16 protein-coding genes are annotated in these 18,146 nt (G+C 34.7%); 9 read left to right on the top strand and 7 right to left on the bottom strand.

From position 1 onward, the window contains the following. Positions 1-30: 30 nt before the first annotated feature. A complete protein-coding gene (locus EKL95_RS02780) occupies positions 31-969 on the bottom strand; it encodes an L-threonine 3-dehydrogenase (RefSeq protein ID WP_126563507.1) in 939 nt (312 codons plus the stop codon). Positions 970-1,281: 312 nt separating this feature from the next. Between EKL95_RS02780 and EKL95_RS02775 the strand changes: the two genes are divergently transcribed. Both EKL95_RS02775 and mfd read left to right on the top strand, forming a co-directional pair. Beyond that, entirely contained in the window at positions 1,282-1,887 is a 606-nt protein-coding gene (locus EKL95_RS02775; RefSeq protein WP_126563506.1) for a hypothetical protein, read from the top strand. Then, positions 1,880-5,248, top strand: coding sequence for a transcription-repair coupling factor (gene mfd, locus EKL95_RS02770; protein WP_126563505.1), 3,369 nt, complete (start codon positions 1,880-1,882; stop codon positions 5,246-5,248). Before EKL95_RS02775 ends, mfd begins: the two co-directional genes overlap by 8 nt. Positions 5,249-5,304: 56 nt before the next feature. Here the strand turns inward: mfd and EKL95_RS02765 are convergent, their stop codons facing one another. The 3 genes from EKL95_RS02765 to EKL95_RS02755 form a co-directional block, all read right to left on the bottom strand. Then, positions 5,305-5,961: an aspartate kinase gene (locus EKL95_RS02765; protein ID WP_126451909.1), complete on the bottom strand. Its 657-nt coding sequence runs from the start codon at positions 5,959-5,961 to the stop codon at positions 5,305-5,307. Between the two features lie 108 nt (positions 5,962-6,069). Beyond that, positions 6,070-6,429 (bottom strand): YraN family protein, encoded by a 360-nt coding sequence (locus EKL95_RS02760; protein WP_126451910.1) that lies wholly within the window; start codon positions 6,427-6,429, stop codon positions 6,070-6,072. A 165-nt stretch (positions 6,430-6,594) separates the two neighbouring features. Further along, positions 6,595-7,596, bottom strand: coding sequence for an LD-carboxypeptidase (locus tag EKL95_RS02755; RefSeq protein WP_126457871.1), 1,002 nt, complete (start codon positions 7,594-7,596; stop codon positions 6,595-6,597). Positions 7,597-7,758: 162 nt separating this feature from the next. Here EKL95_RS02755 and EKL95_RS02750 point away from each other — a divergent pair, with 162 nt between their 5' ends. Together EKL95_RS02750 and EKL95_RS02745 are read left to right on the top strand one after the other, a co-directional pair. Beyond that, positions 7,759-8,871 (top strand): endonuclease/exonuclease/phosphatase family protein, encoded by a 1,113-nt coding sequence (locus EKL95_RS02750; protein ID WP_126563504.1) that lies wholly within the window; start codon positions 7,759-7,761, stop codon positions 8,869-8,871. A gap of 89 nt (positions 8,872-8,960) precedes the next feature. Continuing rightward, entirely contained in the window at positions 8,961-9,500 is a 540-nt protein-coding gene (locus EKL95_RS02745; RefSeq protein ID WP_126451913.1) for a 3-hydroxyanthranilate 3,4-dioxygenase, read from the top strand. A gap of 507 nt (positions 9,501-10,007) precedes the next feature. Here the strand turns inward: EKL95_RS02745 and EKL95_RS02740 are convergent. Then, a complete protein-coding gene (locus tag EKL95_RS02740) occupies positions 10,008-10,163 on the bottom strand; it encodes a helix-turn-helix domain-containing protein (RefSeq protein ID WP_233589366.1) in 156 nt (51 codons plus the stop codon). Positions 10,164-10,273: 110 nt separating this feature from the next. Between EKL95_RS02740 and EKL95_RS02735 the strand changes: the two genes are divergently transcribed. The 5 genes from EKL95_RS02735 to EKL95_RS02720 all read left to right on the top strand — a co-directional run bounded on the left by EKL95_RS02735 (position 10,274) and on the right by EKL95_RS02720 (position 14,570). Beyond that, positions 10,274-11,683 (top strand): phospholipase D-like domain-containing protein, encoded by a 1,410-nt coding sequence (locus tag EKL95_RS02735; RefSeq protein ID WP_126563502.1) that lies wholly within the window; start codon positions 10,274-10,276, stop codon positions 11,681-11,683. Between the two features lie 3 nt (positions 11,684-11,686). Further along, entirely contained in the window at positions 11,687-12,715 is a 1,029-nt protein-coding gene (locus EKL95_RS02730) for a hypothetical protein (RefSeq protein WP_126563501.1), read from the top strand. Positions 12,716-12,760: 45 nt separating this feature from the next. Beyond that, positions 12,761-13,558, top strand: coding sequence for an FRG domain-containing protein (locus EKL95_RS02725; protein ID WP_126563500.1), 798 nt, complete (start codon positions 12,761-12,763; stop codon positions 13,556-13,558). Between the two features lie 197 nt (positions 13,559-13,755). Continuing rightward, complete coding sequence (locus EKL95_RS15015) at positions 13,756-13,926, top strand: hypothetical protein (RefSeq protein ID WP_197037238.1); 171 nt, start codon at positions 13,756-13,758, stop codon at positions 13,924-13,926. Between the two features lie 104 nt (positions 13,927-14,030). Further along, entirely contained in the window at positions 14,031-14,570 is a 540-nt protein-coding gene (locus tag EKL95_RS02720) for a DUF4375 domain-containing protein (protein ID WP_126563499.1), read from the top strand. A gap of 122 nt (positions 14,571-14,692) precedes the next feature. Here the strand turns inward: EKL95_RS02720 and EKL95_RS02715 are convergent, their stop codons facing one another. Both EKL95_RS02715 and EKL95_RS02710 read right to left on the bottom strand, forming a co-directional pair. Then, positions 14,693-16,300, bottom strand: coding sequence for a DUF1501 domain-containing protein (locus tag EKL95_RS02715; RefSeq protein WP_126563498.1), 1,608 nt, complete (start codon positions 16,298-16,300; stop codon positions 14,693-14,695). A 12-nt stretch (positions 16,301-16,312) separates the two neighbouring features. Further along, positions 16,313-18,133, bottom strand: a complete 1,821-nt coding sequence (locus tag EKL95_RS02710; protein ID WP_126563497.1) for a DUF1800 family protein — start codon at positions 18,131-18,133, stop codon at positions 16,313-16,315. Between the last annotated feature and the right edge of the window lie 13 nt (positions 18,134-18,146).

Raw genomic sequence — 18,146 nt, 5'->3', positions numbered from 1 at the left:
ACTTTTTTTTGGTTTATATTGTTAAATGATTTACTTCAAATGCTCCAACATATCGACAGTCATCGTTTCTAAATTAAACTCATGTTTCCATCCCCAGTCCTTTCTAGCCTCAGCGTCATCAATACTCGCTGGCCAGCTATCGGCTATTTTTTGACGGAAGTCTGGCTCATAAGTGATGGTAAATTCAGGAATGTGTTTCTGGATTTCGGCAGCAATCTCCGTCGGTGTAAAGCTCATTGCCGCCAAATTATATGAAGAATGAATTTTTATTTGTTCTACCGGCGCTTGCATAATTTGGATGGTCGCAGCAATGGCATCGTCCATATACATCATCGGCATTTTTGTTTCGGAAGATAAAAAACATTCGTATGTTTTATCCGAAATCGCCTTGTGAAAAATATCTACCGCATAATCTGTTGTACCGCCACCAGGAGGCGATGACCAGCTAATTAAACCAGGATAACGAATGCTTCTTACATCTACACCAAAAATATTATGGTAGTATTCGCACCATCTTTCGCCAGCTTGTTTACTGATTCCGTACACCGTTGAAGGTTCCATGATTGTGTATTGCGGCGTATTTTCTCTGGGTGTTGTTGGACCAAAAACGGCAATACTCGAAGGCCAGAATATTTTTTTTATTTTTCCGGCTTTCGCCAAATTCAAAACGTGAAATAACGAATTCATATTCAAATCCCAAGCAAAAGCTGGGTTTTTTTCTGCTGTAGCTGATAAAAGTGCTGCCATCAAATAGACCTCGTCAATCTGATGCAATTCCACCAGATGTTCAATTTGATTGAAATCCAAGGCATTTACCACTTCAAATGGACCGGAATTGACAACGTCAATATTTAACTTTCGAATATCCGAAGCAATTACATTTTCTGTTCCGTATATTTTTCGTAATTTTTGGGTAAGTTCCGTTCCTATCTGGCCGCAAGCGCCAATAATTAATATTTTAGTACTCATTTTTGTCTGTTTTAAAAAACAAAGATAACGTTTTCGTAAATAACATAATTTTGATAAAAAATACTGTTAAATTCTTAAAGTTGTAATTAAAAACAAGCTATGTTTCTTAATTTTATAGGTTTTAAATATAAAAACTGCTTTAGGGATATTAGATAGTTATTCCGATGCCGTAATTCGTAATTGTAAATTTACTTTGTAACTTTGCACCTAAATTAATGGCGATTTTTAAACGAGCATAATGGGTTTTCGTTTGCAAAAGTAAGAGCGTATAGCGATTGCATTCAGCCAGTAAAAAACAACAAATTGCCACACATGAAATATAAAACAGCAATCTTCTTTGCTCTTGCTTTGCTCTTGTTTTCCTGTCAGGATAATAATCAAAAACGCCTTTCCGAAAATAAAAAAGAGATGCAGCGAAGAGAAATTATTTTTAAAAACATAGAAAAGGGTTGGGTTTTTTATGATACTCCAGTTACGGAGGCTTCTGAAAAAAGTTTGGCTACTTGGAATGCCTGGCGTATTTTTTTGGCTGAATTAGCGCTGAAACCCAGAAAATCAATTAAAGCGTTCCAACAAAAATCAAAAGCACTTTCTAAAAAAGTAATGGATTTAAACGAAAATATCCCTTATGAATACAGTAAACCTCAAATAAAAAGCAGAATTTCGACCTTAATTACTAAGGTACGATTGTTGGATTTATTTATTAATTTAGATGCTATTCCAGATAAAAAAGTAACGCAGCTAGTGTCAGAAATCAATTTAGAATTGGTTTCGCTTCAAAGACAGATGGACAAAATCATAGAGAAAAGTAAGATTCCCATCGAGGAAGGGGAATCTGAGTTAATGAAAATGATGGATACCACAAGAGCCATTCCCAATACACCGATAATCGACCCAAATATTCCACGCGTTGAGTAAAACAGCCTTATACAATACCTACGATAATTCGCCAAAAACCCAGCAAATCGTTGCTCGTTTATTAGAAAACAAGCAAATCAAAATACAGCTGTCGGGACTTTTGGGCTCCGCACTTTCATTTGTAATTCGATCCGTTTTTAAGAAAGCCGAACTTCCTCTTCTAATTGTTCTAAACAATAAAGAAGAAGCAGCGTATTACTTGAACGATCTGGAACAAATGATTGGCGAACAAGATGTACTCTTTTATCCTGGTTCATTTCGCCGCCCGTACGAAATTGAAGACACGGATAATGCGAATGTTTTGCTTCGCGCCGAAGTCCTCAACCGGATCAATTCCCGCAAGAAATCAGCCGTTATTGTCACCTATCCCGAAGCCTTATTCGAGAAAGTGGTCACCCGGAAAGAATTAGATAAAAACACGTTGAAGGTTGCTGTTGGTGACAAAATTTCTATCGATTTTATCAATGAAGTATTGTTCGAATACGAGTTCAAAAGAGTCGATTTTATTACTGAACCCGGAGAATTTTCGGTTCGTGGTGGCATTGTCGACGTCTTTTCGTTTTCGAATGATAATCCGTACCGAATTGAGTTTTTTGGAGATGAAGTGGAGAGCATTCGTACCTTTGATGTTGCGACCCAATTGTCAATGGTACAACAGAAGAAAATTACGATAATCCCTAATGTGGAAAACAAAGTTTTTCAGGAAAACAGAGAAAGTTTCTTGGATTATATTTCAGAGAAAACGGTGATTTTCATCCAGAATACTGAAGATTTTTTATCACAATTAGACAAGCAATTTGGCAAAGCCGAAGAAGCTTTCGCAAAATTATCGCAAGAAATAAAGCGGTCATCCCCGGAGCAATTGTTCTTGAATCAAGCCGAATTTATAAAACGAGCCTTGGATTTCTCGATTGTAGAATTGAGTTCAAAACCTATTTTTAGAACCACCAAAAAATTCGAATTTCACATTCAACCACAGCCGTCGTTCAACAAACAATTTGATTTGTTGTTGAATAATCTGAATGAAAATCATTTCAATGGATACAAGAATCATTTATTTTGTTCTAATGAGGCTCAAGCCAAACGATTTCATGATATTTTCAAAACTTTGGATGAAGCCAATTCTGAGAATATCCGCAAGCAGTATCACACGGTTGTTTTGCCTTTGTACCAAGGATTTATTGATGAGGAAAACCAAATTACCTGTTACACTGACCATCAGATTTTTGAACGGTATCATAAATTCAATATTAAAAACGGTTATTCGAAAAAGCAGAATATCACGTTAAAAGAACTGACGACCTTAGCTGTTGGGGATTATGTGACGCATATCGATCACGGAATTGGACGATTTGGAGGACTGCAAAAAATACAAGTCGAAGGCAAAACGCAAGAAGCCATCAAGCTCGTGTATGCCGATAATGATATTGTGTATGTGAGTATTCATTCGCTGCACAAAATTTCAAAATACAACGGAAAAGACGGAACGCCACCCAAAATTTACAAATTGGGTTCGAACGCCTGGAAGATTTTAAAACAAAAAACCAAGGCGCGTGTCAAACATATTGCCTTCAATTTGATTCAGTTGTATGCCAAAAGAAGACTCGAAAAAGGATTCCAGTTTGCGCCCGACAGTTATTTACAAAATGAACTGGAAAGTTCGTTCATTTATGAAGATACGCCGGACCAAACTAAATCAACGGCAGAAGTAAAAGCGGATATGGAAAGTGACCGTCCAATGGATCGCTTGGTTTGTGGTGATGTAGGTTTTGGTAAAACTGAAGTCGCTATTCGTGCGGCTTTCAAAGCTGTGGATAATAGCAAACAAGTGGCGATATTAGTTCCTACAACTATTTTGGCATACCAGCATTACCGTACTTTTACGGAACGATTGAAAGATATGCCAGTTTCCGTTGGCTATTTAAACCGTTTTAGAACTGCCAAACAAAAAGCAGAAACCTTAAAATTACTAGCCGAAGGGAAACTCGATATTGTGATAGGAACACACCAACTGGTCAACAAAAATGTAGTTTTTAAAGACCTTGGATTGTTGATTGTGGATGAGGAACAAAAATTCGGAGTTAATGTAAAAGACAAACTGAAAACCATAGCTGCCAATGTTGATACACTGACATTGACCGCAACTCCAATACCACGAACATTACAATTTTCGTTGATGGCAGCGCGTGATTTATCCGTAATTACAACTCCACCGCCCAATCGTTATCCTATTGAAACCAATGTAGTCGGTTTTAGCGAAGAGTTGATTCGGGATGCGATTTCGTATGAAATTCAGCGTAACGGACAGGTGTTTTTCATCAATAACAGAATAGAAAACATCAAAGAAGTGGCCGGAATGATCCAGCGTTTGGTACCCAATGCCAAAGTTGGAATTGGTCACGGCCAAATGGAAGGACGAAAACTGGAGGAATTAATGTTGGCTTTTATGAACGGAGAATTTGATGTTTTGGTGGCCACGACCATCATCGAAAGCGGTTTGGATGTTCCTAATGCGAACACGATTTTCATCAATAATGCGAATAATTTTGGATTGTCTGATTTACATCAAATGCGCGGTCGTGTAGGACGTAGCAACAAGAAAGCGTTTTGTTATTTTATTTGCCCGCCGTATTCCGCAATGACAGACGATGCTAGAAAACGAATTCAGGCTTTGGAACAATTTAGTGAATTGGGAAGTGGATTTAATATTGCGATGAAAGATCTTGAGATTCGTGGTGCCGGAGATTTATTGGGCGGTGAACAAAGCGGTTTTATCAACGAAATTGGTTTTGATACGTACCAAAAAATTATGAATGAAGCCCTTGATGAATTGAAAGAAAATGAATTCAAGGATTTGTATCCGGAGGAAAATAATTTGGAAACCAAAGAATATGTCAAGGACCTTCAAATCGACACTGATTTTGAGTTATTATTTTCGGATGAATACATCAATAATGTATCGGAACGATTGAGTTTGTACAATGAATTAGGCGCTGTAAAAAACGAAGAAGAACTCATCATTTTCCAAAATAAATTGATTGATCGTTTTGGCCCAATGCCGCCACGTGCCAAAGCATTAATGAACAGTATTCGTATCAAATGGATCGCTACCCGCATTGGAATTGAAAAATTAGTAATGAAACAAGGCAAGATGATTGGGTATTTCATTTCGGATCAACAATCCGATTATTACCAATCGAAACGTTTTAATCAAGTCCTACTGTTTGTGCAAAAAAACAGTTCTATTTGTAAAATGAAAGAAAAACAAACGCCGGCTGGTTTGCGATTACTGTTGACTTTTGACAATGTAAAGAACACCAGGAGAGCTTTGGAATTGATGGAGCTATTGGGTGGGGAATAAATAACAAAGCTTCCAGTCTTTTGAAGGCTGGAAGCTTTGTTGATTAACCGAATTTTCTAATTCTTCAAATCCTTAATTACTTTGAAAGCCACATCTACTTGTTCTTCACTTACTAAAATTGTGAATTCATTAGAAGTCGAAATTACTTCGTTTATGATGATTCCTTCCCAAGCCAAACGCTGGAAAATAAAATAGTAAATCCCAGGAACAACGATGTTTTCTTTCGGTAATTTCACGGTAATCGAAGCCAGATTATCCAGTTTTTGAATTAATTTCTCAGAAGCAAAATGCTTGTCAACCAAATTGTTGATGCTGTTGCTGACCACAATATTTGTTTCATTCACACCTCTGGACGAAGTGTAAAAAATATCCGGCAGCGTATTAATATCGGTAATTAAATCTGCTTGTTTATTTAAAACAGTGTCAGAAGCAGCAAATGTATAATCCGTCAAAGCAGAACGAACGGTAATTTCCCCAATATTTTTAATTACTTTATTGATCTTGTGATTCAGTCTGAAATCCAGTTCTTCAGTGAGTCTTTTTAAAGCCATAACCACTGCGCCTTGTTTTACTTCCTTGCCAAATTCACTTTCTAATTCAGTCATTATATTCCGGGATAATGAGGTCAGATTAATGATCCCTAATGATAACGCATTCAACAAAAATGGCTTTGTTTTGATGTAGTTCTCTACAATGGAAGAAACAGTTTTCATAATTTAATTTTTTTAGTGGTTGTAAATATACGCGTAGTCAGTGTGTACATATAACGCAAATGTAAATAAAAAAACAATTTGTTACAAATATAACATTAAAAAAACGAATTAAAAATGATAAAACGCATCGATAAGATGCTCAATGACATAAGATTTGCCTTCTTTATGTATTGCAATAATGTCAAAACGGACATCTATATCTAAATTTCTTTTGTTGACAAAGGCATGAACGGCCTTTACAAGGAGCTGGATTTTTTTTGGTTTTACAAAATCTTGTGGTAAGCCAAATTCTAATGAGGAACGCGTTTTGACTTCAACAACAGCAAGTGTGTTTCCTTTTTGGGCGAGAATATCTATTTCGGCTTTTTGGAAGGTCCAATTGGTTTGCAAAATCGTGTAGCCGTCTTTCCGTAGAAATTCGACTGCCATTTCTTCTCCTAGTTTTCCAAGTTCATTATGTGCAGCCATAAAAAAATTTTCAGTTAATAAACCTGTGAAATTAATTCCTACAATTCAGAATGGTAATTTATAACCAAAAACCCAAAATGATATGTAATATTACAAACAATTATCCTGAGTCTATTTCTGTTTAGTCTCTCCCTCCTTCGGAGTGGAGCCGGAGGGAGGATTTCTTTATTCAAAAACTAGTGTGCTGCTTTTCTCGCTGACATTGATCGTTACAGTATTGCCTAAAATTAAGGCTCTGTTGTCTTGTATGTGTCCCGCCGGGAAATTATACAAAATAGGAATAGAGTATTTTTTGGTTACATCCTCGATAATTTCGATGGCATTTTTCCCCCACGGAATATCATTATCCTTCATCTTTGTCATCGAACCTACCACAATTCCCTTGACGCTTTCCAGGCAACCATTTCGTTTTAAATTCATCATCATACGGTCAATGTGATACAAATATTCGTCTAAATCTTCTAGAAACAAGATTTTATCGGAACAATCAATCGCGGAGGGTGAACCCAACAAACTGTATAGAATGGATAAATTTCCACCCACTAATTCTCCGGTAGCTTTCCCGGGTCTATTCATTACAAAAGGCGTTATATTGTAGGATAGTTTTTCACCAAATAAAGCAGTCCGCATAGTTTTTATAGCTTCAGGAGTGGCTCTTGGAGCGGTTATCGGCATGATTCCGTGAATGGATTTGAAACCCATAGTGTTCAAGTGATTGTGTAAAACAGTCACATCACTAAAGCCAATAATCCATTTCGGATTTTTTCTGAACGCAGTAAAATCTAACAAATCAATCATACGCACGGTTCCGTATCCGCCTTTTACGCACCAAATGGCTTTGATGTTTGGATTGTCCAGTTGCTGCTGAAAATCAGTTGCTCGCTGTTCGTCAGTCCCGGCTAATTGGTTGTTGTCTAAACCTATTGTGCTGCCTATGACCACTTCCAGGCCCCAACTGTGCAGCAAATCAATAGCTGGTTTCAAGTTATCATCTGTGTTTTTTCGGGCTGTTGCCAAAATAGCTACGGTATCTCCTTTTTGTAAACTAGGGGGTGTAATCATATTGTATTGGGCTTGACTGTTGAAAGATTGTAACACAAAAATAAGCAATAGCAATTGATATAAAATAGAATAACGGGATGTAAAAGTAAATTGATTTTGATTCATGCGGTATTGCTTTTCTGAGAAATTCTAATGATAAAGGCGTTAAATGACAAAAACAAAGATAGACATTTAGAAAATAATTCTAAGTTCACACTCAAATGACTATTTTTACAATAACCAGATTCTAAAAGGGATCTCAGCAACAGCGGTAAATAAATGATATTTATGAGAATTACGTACTGGATTCCTATTCTTTTTTTATTCTTTCCAATTGCAAAAAATACTGCGCAACCAAAAAAATATGTTATTCATACCGTTGCGTTTTATAATTTTGAAAATCTTTTTGACACCATAAACGATCCGGATACTTTTGACGAAGAGTGGACTCCAAAAGGGTTGCAACGCTGGAATTATGGGAAGTACCAAAAAAAATTGGGAAACTTAGCCCGAGTGTTAGCTGAAATTGGTTCAGCTGAAAACACGGATTCGCCCACATTTATTGGCGGTTGTGAAATAGAAAACAGAGGCGTTTTAGAAGATTTAGTAAAACAGCCCAAACTTATTGATAAAGACTACGGAATCATCCATTTTGATTCACCGGACAAAAGAGGAATTGACGTGGCGCTGTTGTATCAAAAAAAGAAATTTCAGCCCACGAGTTATAGTAACATTCCGTTGTACATTTATAAAGAAGGAACCACCACAAACGAAAATTCTAAAGCCAATTCCGAAGAAAAAACAGATGACGAATTGCAAATAAGCACCAAAAATTATCGGGTTTACACACGAGATCAGCTATTGGTAACCGGATTTCTGGACGGAGAGGAAATCAATATCATAGTCAATCACTGGCCGTCGCGTTCTGGCGGCGAGAAAAAATCAAGTCCGTTCCGGGAAGCCGCTGGAGCATTAAACCGAAAAATAATCGATTCTTTGCAACGCATAAATCCAGAAGCAAAAGTGATTACTTTAGGTGATTTGAATGACGGACCATATAATAGAAGTGTCAAATTTGGGCTTGGCGCCAAAGCAAAAAAAGCAGACGTGCTACCGTTTGGGATTTATAATCCCTTCGAGGAAATGGCCAAGAAAGGATTTGGAACTATCGCATTTCGTGATGCATGGGATATTTTTGACCAAATAATGGTTTCCGAAACCTTACTGCAATCAGACTATTCTAGCTTTCGGTATTGGAAAGCCGGAATTTACAACAAATCTTTTTTGATACAAACCAGCGGACAATACAAAGGCTATCCGTTGCGGCATTCCCCCACCGAAATAGGATTTAGCGACCATTTTCCCGTGTATATTTATTTGATTAAGGAAAAACGGAACTAAAGTGCTTGTACTTTTGGAGAGAATTAGTAGGTTCTATCATTTAAAATCTTAGTACCTTAGTACCTTAAAAACTTTGACCTTCAGAAAAAATGGCAATTGCAAAACCTTTCAACCTCAATAAATGGATTGACGAAAACCGTCATCTGCTGAAACCACCCGTTGGTAATAAAAATTTATACACGGAATCCGGTGATTATATCGTCATGGTTGTTGCCGGCCCAAATGCCAGGAAAGACTACCATTACAACGAAACTGAAGAATTGTTTTACCAGCTTGAAGGCTCCATCAAAGTGATTATTCAAGAAGATGGGGAACGCAAAGAAATGGAATTACACGCCGGTGATATGTATCTTCATCCTGCTAAAATCCCTCATTCTCCGGTGCGTTCCGAGGGTTCTATAGGACTTGTCATCGAAAGAAAAAGAGCTGGAAAAGGATTCACGGACGGATTGCTTTGGTTTTGTGATACTTGTAATCATAAGCTGCACGAAGTCTATTTTGAACTTCATAATATCGAGAAAGATTTCCTGCCTCATTTTGAACAGTTCTATACTTCTACAAAGATGCGAACCTGTGAAAAATGTGGAACCATAATGGAAACCGACACCAGATTTGTAGCCAAAAAATAATTTTAAGTCGCTGCTTAGCATCAGTTCGCTTCCTTCATGTCCCAATATTTCTGAAAATTATATGTTTTTGGCAGCAAAAAACAAAATATTTTTTAGGATAAGAACAGCTCGCGACTTGTCTGTACTACGGAGAAATTGTTTGTATTTTTTGGAGCTATTTCCCGCTATTCGTTGCAATCCACGCCCAAAAGCGTGGGATTTCCACTGCTATCGGGGCTAGGGGATTTGGGATTTCTATAAATTTTCGCCAATAATTTAATAGGTGTCGTTCCTATAAACTTTATTCCTTTTATTTATACCTGCCAACGGATTATAATCCGTTGCTACAATATGAATCGTTCCTAGGGAACTTTCACGCATCAATAAGAGTCGTAGGCTCGGCAATTATTTAGGGACGGATTTTAATCCGTCCACATTTGAGGATATATACATAAAGTGTCGTAGGTGCGGACGATATTTACAATCAAATTTGTTGGGAAATAACAGAATAAAGGAACAACGTAAAAATTATTTTATTTGAAAATTGAGCAATTCTTTTGGCTCGATTTCCAGAGCGTTGGCAATTTTTACTAAAGTTCTAATGGTGGTGTTTGTTTTTGCTCTTTCGATTCTGCCTATGGTAGTTTTAGGAACCTTGTAAAATGTAAAAATCAAAAAAGCCATGTTTTTTAACATAATGTGGAAAGCCGTAAAGTAATGAATTTTCTTTTCTGTAAATTTGAAGAAAGAATTTAAAGCTAAATACAAGCTTTCCAATAAATACAAGAGATTTAATGAAATCACAAGCGTACTTCGAGAAAATACATAAACACATCGAAAACAATTTAAAAAGTTCGAAAACAAGTATTAGAATTGCAGTTGCTTGGTTTACAGATACGAAACTATTCGATATTCTTTGCGAAAAAGCCAAAGAAGGAATTCAAGTTGAATTACTTATGGCAAATCACGAAATAAATCACGATAGCAATATAAAATATAGAGATTTAATAAACGATGGAGGACAAATATTTTGGATAGGCAAAGAAGGTGCTTATGCTCCTTTGATGCACAACAAATTTTGTATCATTGACAATACTATTTTAATTTTTGGGTCTTATAACTGGACACAAAAAGCAAAGTCAAATCACGAAAGCATAACAGTAATTGAAGAAGATTACAATCTCATTTTAGATTTCAATCAGGAATTTGACAAGATAAAAGACAAGTATTATAATCCAAATGCCGAAATAGATTGGATTAAGATTGTTATACGATTGGAAACATTAGTAAATGTAATTAAGCTCGAAGATTTAGAAGATATTAATTATCAGATTGATAAAACCAAAAGTCTGATTCCTAAAAATCATTCAGATAAAAAACTGGACTCGTTAACCATTATATTAAATCATTGTTCAAAAAAAGAATTCAGCCAAGCCGTAGTTTTAATTCAAAAATTTACCAGTGAATTCAAAAAGATAAGTATTTACAATGACCCTGAAATTCCTGCATTACAATTAGAAATTAGAAGTCTTGAATATCAAATTTCAAGTTTATCTGACGAAAAAACGGATATAGAAAAGAACATTAGAAGTTTTGAATTAAAATATAATGAAGAATTAGGGGGATTAATCACCAAAATCCTTCATTACAAAAAAGTTGTAGCCGAGAAAATTGCCAAAGAATCAATAAAAGATAAACAAAAACAGCAAGAATACGAAGAAGCAAAATTTGACTATGAAGATTTCTCAAAGTCATATAACGATAAATTAAACGAGCCTAAACCCTTTGTTTTAGATGAAGAAAAACAAAATGAACTAAAGAAAAATTATCGTAAGGCAACAAAACTTTGCCATCCTGACAAAGTAACGGACGACCAAAAAGAATTGGCAACCAAAATATTTACGGATTTAAAAAACGCTTACGATAATAATAACCTCAAAAAAGTAAATCAAATCTTAAATGATTTAGAAAAAGGAATTTTCAAATCACAAGGCGAAACGATAGACAAAAAAGATAAGCTTAAAATAATTCGTGAAAATTTAATTCGTAAACGTAATGAATTAGAAGAAATATTATTATCAATTAAGAATACCGATGCTTTCAACAAGATAAGTCATATTAAAAATTGGGATAATTATTTTGAGAAAACAAAAGAAGAGTTTAATAAAATTCTTGAAGAATTAGAAAATGAAATAATTATCTAGAATATGGAAGAAAACAACAAATCATTAATTTCTGTAAATAATTCATTAGCCAAAATTGAGAGGCAGATTGCTGTTGGTGAGAAATTATTGAGTCTTGGAAACAATAAAATACAAAGAGAGAAAATTAAAAATTTATTAATTAGAATTTCCCATCTCGATAAAGATAAAAAAACATTTTTCAATTTAATTTCAGCTAATTATCCATTTAATGAGGAAATGTTAATGGAATACCAACACATTCTTAATTGGAAAATATTAAGTTCAAATAACAAAATAAAATTTTCTCCATCTTTAATTGAAAAATATTCCGATAAATGGGATTTCAATGAATTAGGAGCAAATAAAAGTATTCATTGGGATATTGATTTATTTGATAACTATAAAGATAAATTTGATTGGAAATTCTTATTATATGTTAATTGTGAAGCTTTACCATGGTCAATTGATTTTATTGAAAAATATAAAGATAAATCAATTGGTATATGGATTAGTTTGTCTCTTTGGGCTAAATTGAGCGAAGAATTTATTGAAAATTTTAAAAATGAATTAAAATGGATGAATCTCTCAAGTAATAATGGACTAATTTGGTCTGAAGATTTTATTAATAAATATATTGATAAATGGAACTGGTTGAATCTCTCAAGTAATGATGGATTACCTTGGTCTGAAGATTTTTTTATTAAATATATTGATAAATGGTATTGGTCGAATCTCTCAGCTAATAATGGATTGCCTTGGTCTGAAGATTTTTTTAATAAATATATTCATCGATGGAGTTGGTTGAGTCTCTCAAGTAATAATGGATTACCTTGGTCTGAAGATCTTTTTAATAAATACATTGATAAATGGGATTGGTGGCAACTTTCAAGTAATAATGGATTGCCTTGGTCTGAAGATTTTTTTAATAAATATATTGACAAATGGGATTTTAACGTTTTATCTTTAAATAACGGTTTTTATAAAATATTTGAACCAACTTTAAATGACACATTGTTAAATGAAATAATATCTGAAATCTCCAGAAAACAATAAAGCAATAATTTGTTTTAAACAAAACAATCCTAAATAACAATATTTATGAAAAAATTTGACATTAATGATTATAAAGATTTTGAAAATATTATTTCTTATGCGTCTTCTGGTACACTTTCCTGGCAATACAAACCGTTATTTCAACCTTTATATAGAGGACATTCAAAAGATACATATAAATTAGAAACAGGCATTGCGCGTAAAGTCAAATCTGCTAAAGAAATACAAGAACTTGAAGCAAATTTAATTATTGATTTTAAACAATTGGTTACTAATATTTCTGATTACAGAAATATTATTCATCTAAATAATGAAATTTTAGATTATGAAAATGATTGGAGATGGCTTGAACAAATGCAACATTTCAGAATTCCAACTCGGCTTTTAGACTGGAGTTTAGAACCTGAAATTGCTCTTTTTTTTGCTGTTGAAAGTGAAGAAACAGAAATTGGTCAATTTTGGATTTATAAAACACCATTAAATTGGAATTGTGATGATCATTTCCCAGTAAACCCTTATGAAGAAAATTTAAATATCATTTCTAATAGCAGTTCTTTTTTAGTAAAAAAATATGAAGACAAAATAGCAATGAAAAGAATTGCAGTTCAAAAAGGCAAATTCTCAATTCAAGATTTCAACAAATGTCTTATCCCATTGGAAGAGCAAACAGATTTACAGGATTTATTACTAAAATACACTATTAATCCTAAATCTAAAAAAGACTTACTTGAAAAACTTGCCGAACAAAATATTACAAAAGAAACAGTCTATGTGGAATTTGATAACGAAATAGAAAAATTAATAGAAGGATTAAAATCAAAATACAATTTCAAAAAAAGCTAAAAGATTGTAATTGAAAAAAGAGAAAATCTGAACCGATTCAAGCTGTGCGAAGTCTCTCGCTACATCTTGTGCTCTTTTACAACGAGTACCTCCTTACTTCTAAGAGCAAAGTAAAGCGACTGTACCAGGAAATGAAACAAATACAACGAATCTGTTTTTCATATCTTTGTAAACAGAATTAAAGAATACTGTAAACCATGGCAAAAGGACCCGAAAAAAACACCAAAAATAAGGCGTTGCATACCAAATTGCTCAATCGGAAAAAGACCAAACTTCAAGAAGAAAAAAAAGAAAAAGCCATGCGTTTGAAAGCGTTGGTTACCAAAATGAATCAGAAAAAGCGTAGTGACGAATCTGATGTCATTTAAATGGTTGCGCTAATCAATCGGTGCTAATCTGTGGCTAAAAAAAAACATTTCGATTCTTCACTATTTTGCCCGAAATTTGCAGCACATATTCAAATACAAAACCTATGGAATTCGGTAGAATAATTATTTCAGAAACAGCAATGAACAGTGGAAATCTCCAAGATGTAATTCACTCTAATATATCGGTAATCAACTTAATGCGTGAGGAAGGCGTGAACGATGATTTGATTCACGAAGATGCCATAATGAGTTATTATTTAGATTATTATACCTCACAATATACCGAAGGAAATTTTGCTCAATTTGTTCACAATTCGGGTTGGGATAAAGAACTAAACGAATTGATCGAAGAAGGTTTGGCTTTGATTGGTACTGAAAAGCACTTGGAATTGTTTCAACAACAATCCAAAAAAGTGAAATTAATGAGCAGTGTCAAGCTGAATAAATTTCTGAAAGGAAAACTCGAAGGCGTAAATTCTACTCGAGATTTGCTTAACAACGACACTTTTTTCGAAATTGAAGAAAACTTGATTACGTTGAATGCTACTTTCTTAAAAACACACCCAGATTTTGAAGTTCTTTCTGTAGATGATATGTTTGCAACCTTAGAAGAATTTGTGGGACATGAGATTAAAAGGGAGTAGTTATTTTACATAGAAAAAGTACAAATAAACGTGGAGAGAGTTAAAGTATAACGTAGCGAATCTCTGTGTTTTACATTTGTGTTTTTCTATGAAGTAACTTAAAGCATTCCATTCTTAATCTATCAAGACACAATCGCTTTGGTGTGAAATTTATAGTTGTTGTATTCTATTTCTAAGATGTAGATTCCAGATGCCAAGGTATTATCTGGCGAAAATGTTAAGGTATTTCCGTTTACTCTGAAAGATTTTTGGAAGATTTTTGTTCCTTGAATCGTAAACAACTGCACATTTATGTAATCACTTAAACTATCTTTAAAATTAATATTGATAGTATTGTTTATAATTGGATTTGGATAAACAACAAAAAAGTGCTCATTTTCATAAGAAACGGTGTCTAAAGTTGCAGTTTTGAACAGGGCTAATTTTGTAAAAGTGCCACCCAAAACTTCCGCAGTTTGTGCTTCACTCATACACAACCAATCTTGCATAATCGAAGAATAAATTTGTCTAAAGTCAAATTGCATCGCAATCTGGTCTGAAACGGTTGGGTTTAAAGGTATGTTTGGTGAGGTTCCCATCATTCCTGAAACTGGATTTTGAGCTGTTATAGAACTAGATCCTGTATTCAAGGCGGCTCCAAAGAAAATCACAGGTGCTCCAGCTCCATGATCGGTACCAAGGCTTCCGTTGCTTTTAATTCTTCGACCAAATTCGCTAAAAGTCATTCCTGTTACTAAATTTGATTTCCCCATAAGCTCTAAATCTTGTTGAAATGCATGTATTGCCTGCGATAAAATACTGAGATTTGTAGCATGAGCACCTTTGGTCTTATCAGCAGCATCCACTTGACCACTGTGTAAATCAGATGTATTAGGGTGATTGACAATGTAAATAGGAGTTTGTAATCCGCCGTTGATTAATTTAGCAACAATTTTTAATTGATCACCTAGTTTATTAGCACTGGGATATGTTGCGGTTTGTGACTGAGCAGTGTTAAAAGCAGTTTGTATTGCAGTGCGATACACATTGCTTTGGTCTTTCATTAAACGTAAAAAAGTCAACTCCGTTCCGTAATCAGAATTAGGTGCGGGATCCGTAATTTGATTAATAACGTTCAAAAGTGCATTTGGATCCGGAGCATTATAACCCATATTAATAGTAGGTCCCTGTAAAGAAAAAGGCAAAGTAGAACCTATTTGAATAGCTAATGGATCAGGCATGGCGCTATTAGGATAACCAATAGGGAAATTAGGATATATGGTATTTAGCGATCGTCCTAGCCAGCCATCATCAAGGGTTTGATTGCTATTAGAAGCTGTAAACCAAATATCAGTTGCTCTAAAATGACTGAAACTTGGATTGGGATAGGAAACCCCTTGAACAATCATTAATTTGCCATTATCGTGCAAAGTTTTCATTTCAGACATTGCAGGGTGTATGCCAGTAGTGGTATTATTGGCCAGTGGCAGAACAGAATTTTGGTTCATCAATATATTCGAACGTGCGTTATTTAAATTTGTCCATTTATCTAAAGGGAAAACGGTATTTAACCCATCGTTACCGCCATTCATTTGAATGATAACCAAAATTTTCCCGCAATTTACCGCTGCGTTTGCCAAAACATCTAATGCATTACTTTCAATTGAAGCTGACGCCATTACAGGAATTCCATTCAAAGCTAAAGGGATGGAGGCTAATGCACTTGTTTTTATAAAACTTCTTCTTTTCATAACTTCAAAAGATTACATTAATTGGTATTCAGCAAGTTGAGTAAGAGTCACAAGCAAGGATTTAAGTCGAGATTTCACAATGTTTCTATTGGTTGTATTTGACGTGTCATTTAGGTAAAGTGTCCAAGCTGAGGTCCAGTAATCATTGCTTGTTTGATTGGAAAGTAGCGATTGAATTTTTATTTGCTCTTTTTGTGTACTACTAATATCAATGGGCAGTAAGTACTGTATAGATTCAGCAACTAATAAATCTGGATTAGCACAAATAGCAGGACTAAATTGTTGAATAAAACCTATTATATCTACTTCTATCCGAGTTGTGAGCAAGTTGTAAGTAAGATTGTAACCGTTGAAAATTTTATTTAAGAAATCGAATCTTTTTTGAGTGGTACTGGAATTGATCCAATATTCATGAAAAGACGGATTTTGATAAAAAGCAACCCAACCGGAAACATTTGGAATTTTCCCCATAGTTTGTTCTAAACCGCTCAAAACAGTATTGTTGAAGTAACTCCAAACTCTGTATTGTGCTTCAAAATTAGTTGCGTCTGTAACCGTATAATTCAAGTTAAAAGTCCGCAAACTACCAATGACCAGATCAAAAGGCGATTTAATGTAAACGCCTCTATTGGCCATATCATAAAAATGTTGGCTTTTGAAAAGTTGGTTTAATACCGGTGCGATTTCCCAATTGTTAGCTACAAATGTTTGTGCTAATGGTTTAATGATGTTTGACTCTATTGTGGCATCGATATCGTAATAGATAAAATAGCGATATAATCGGCGGCAAATATATTCTGAAACTACTTGTGATTTAGTGAAAATCATATCAATCAAAGCATCTAACTCTGAAGCACCAGCATTGCTAATAACGATATTGTTAAAAAACGAGGAGAACTGCTTATTGCTCGTATCATGAAAATTGGTGTCAAAATTAGTGCTGGGTGTTGCTGTATTTAAATTTACAACTCTCCATCCTGTTAAAACTTTTGCTGCTTGTAACACATCAGCTTCAGTATACTGGCTTAATGGGTCTTTTCCTAGAGTAAAAAGCTCCATAAGCTCTCGTGCAAAATTCTCGTCTGGAGATGTTTTTGTGTTGGCTTGATTATTTAAATAGTACATCATAGCGGGCTGTGTAGCCATTTTTCTGATCAGTGTTTTGTAATTTCCAAGCGGATTATCTCGAAACATTTTCATGTAGGAGTACAATATGCGACATGAATTACTGCCCGCATACGAAAATGGTGTACTGCGTACGGTGTCAAAATCTACTGGAATAAAATGATACCAAAACCAAGTCATTTTTTCCTTAATAGTCAAATTTTGATTACAAGCTAAACCAAAATTCCACTGTGATAATGAATCTATTCTTCTCGAGTTAGTGGTATTGGTTCCCGCAGGCAATGGGTCATTTGTCCAGTCAGCTCCGTAGGGCAAGTTGCTCTCATCTGGAGAATAATTATTGTATGAATTTACGGGAGGCGCAGGCGCAGTAGTGCTGATGTTCAACACGGCATTGACTGCATTTGTCATATTTAAAGCGAGTAACACATCAACATCGGCTTTTCTAAAACCATAACCAGTACGTTTTAGCAAATGCAGTACTTCTTGCTTGCCCCAACTACCGCTGTAGGGATTTAATCCACTGTTAACAGGAACTACTCTATCGGTAAAAGCCGATTTTGTAGCGCTTTTAACGCTTTGATATCTTCTGCCTGTAAATATTTTTCGGGAATATTTTTCAAATAATGGATCTTTGGTATCCTGATTAATTTTTAATTTATTTAGTATTAAATTAAATAAATTTCTACGGTTAATAGTATTACTCATAACGATTTCAAAT

The sequence above is a fragment of the Flavobacterium sp. LB2P53 genome, from assembly GCF_003970305.1.
Taxonomy (GTDB): domain Bacteria; phylum Bacteroidota; class Bacteroidia; order Flavobacteriales; family Flavobacteriaceae; genus Flavobacterium.
This window is presented reverse-complemented; position numbering and strand designations above follow the sequence as displayed.

What these genes read in the sequence shown, in the direction of transcription:
- EKL95_RS02725 (WP_126563500.1), top strand. Translation starts at nt 12,761, where the DNA reads ATGAAAAAATTTGACATTAATGATTATAAAGATTTTGAAAATATTATT.
- EKL95_RS02750 (WP_126563504.1), top strand. Translation starts at nt 7,759, where the DNA reads ATGAGAATTACGTACTGGATTCCTATTCTTTTTTTATTCTTTCCAATT.
- EKL95_RS02710 (WP_126563497.1), bottom strand. Translation starts at nt 18,133, where the DNA reads ATGAGTAATACTATTAACCGTAGAAATTTATTTAATTTAATACTAAAT.
- EKL95_RS02780 (WP_126563507.1), bottom strand. Translation starts at nt 969, where the DNA reads ATGAGTACTAAAATATTAATTATTGGCGCTTGCGGCCAGATAGGAACG.
- EKL95_RS02730 (WP_126563501.1), top strand. Translation starts at nt 11,687, where the DNA reads ATGGAAGAAAACAACAAATCATTAATTTCTGTAAATAATTCATTAGCC.
- EKL95_RS02720 (WP_126563499.1), top strand. Translation starts at nt 14,031, where the DNA reads ATGGAATTCGGTAGAATAATTATTTCAGAAACAGCAATGAACAGTGGA.
- EKL95_RS02765 (WP_126451909.1), bottom strand. Translation starts at nt 5,961, where the DNA reads ATGAAAACTGTTTCTTCCATTGTAGAGAACTACATCAAAACAAAGCCA.
- EKL95_RS02755 (WP_126457871.1), bottom strand. Translation starts at nt 7,596, where the DNA reads ATGAATCAAAATCAATTTACTTTTACATCCCGTTATTCTATTTTATAT.
- EKL95_RS02735 (WP_126563502.1), top strand. Translation starts at nt 10,274, where the DNA reads ATGAAATCACAAGCGTACTTCGAGAAAATACATAAACACATCGAAAAC.
- EKL95_RS02745 (WP_126451913.1), top strand. Translation starts at nt 8,961, where the DNA reads ATGGCAATTGCAAAACCTTTCAACCTCAATAAATGGATTGACGAAAAC.
- EKL95_RS02715 (WP_126563498.1), bottom strand. Translation starts at nt 16,300, where the DNA reads ATGAAAAGAAGAAGTTTTATAAAAACAAGTGCATTAGCCTCCATCCCT.
- EKL95_RS15015 (WP_197037238.1), top strand. Translation starts at nt 13,756, where the DNA reads ATGGCAAAAGGACCCGAAAAAAACACCAAAAATAAGGCGTTGCATACC.
- EKL95_RS02775 (WP_126563506.1), top strand. Translation starts at nt 1,282, where the DNA reads ATGAAATATAAAACAGCAATCTTCTTTGCTCTTGCTTTGCTCTTGTTT.
- EKL95_RS02740 (WP_233589366.1), bottom strand. Translation starts at nt 10,163, where the DNA reads ATGGCTTTTTTGATTTTTACATTTTACAAGGTTCCTAAAACTACCATA.
- EKL95_RS02760 (WP_126451910.1), bottom strand. Translation starts at nt 6,429, where the DNA reads ATGGCTGCACATAATGAACTTGGAAAACTAGGAGAAGAAATGGCAGTC.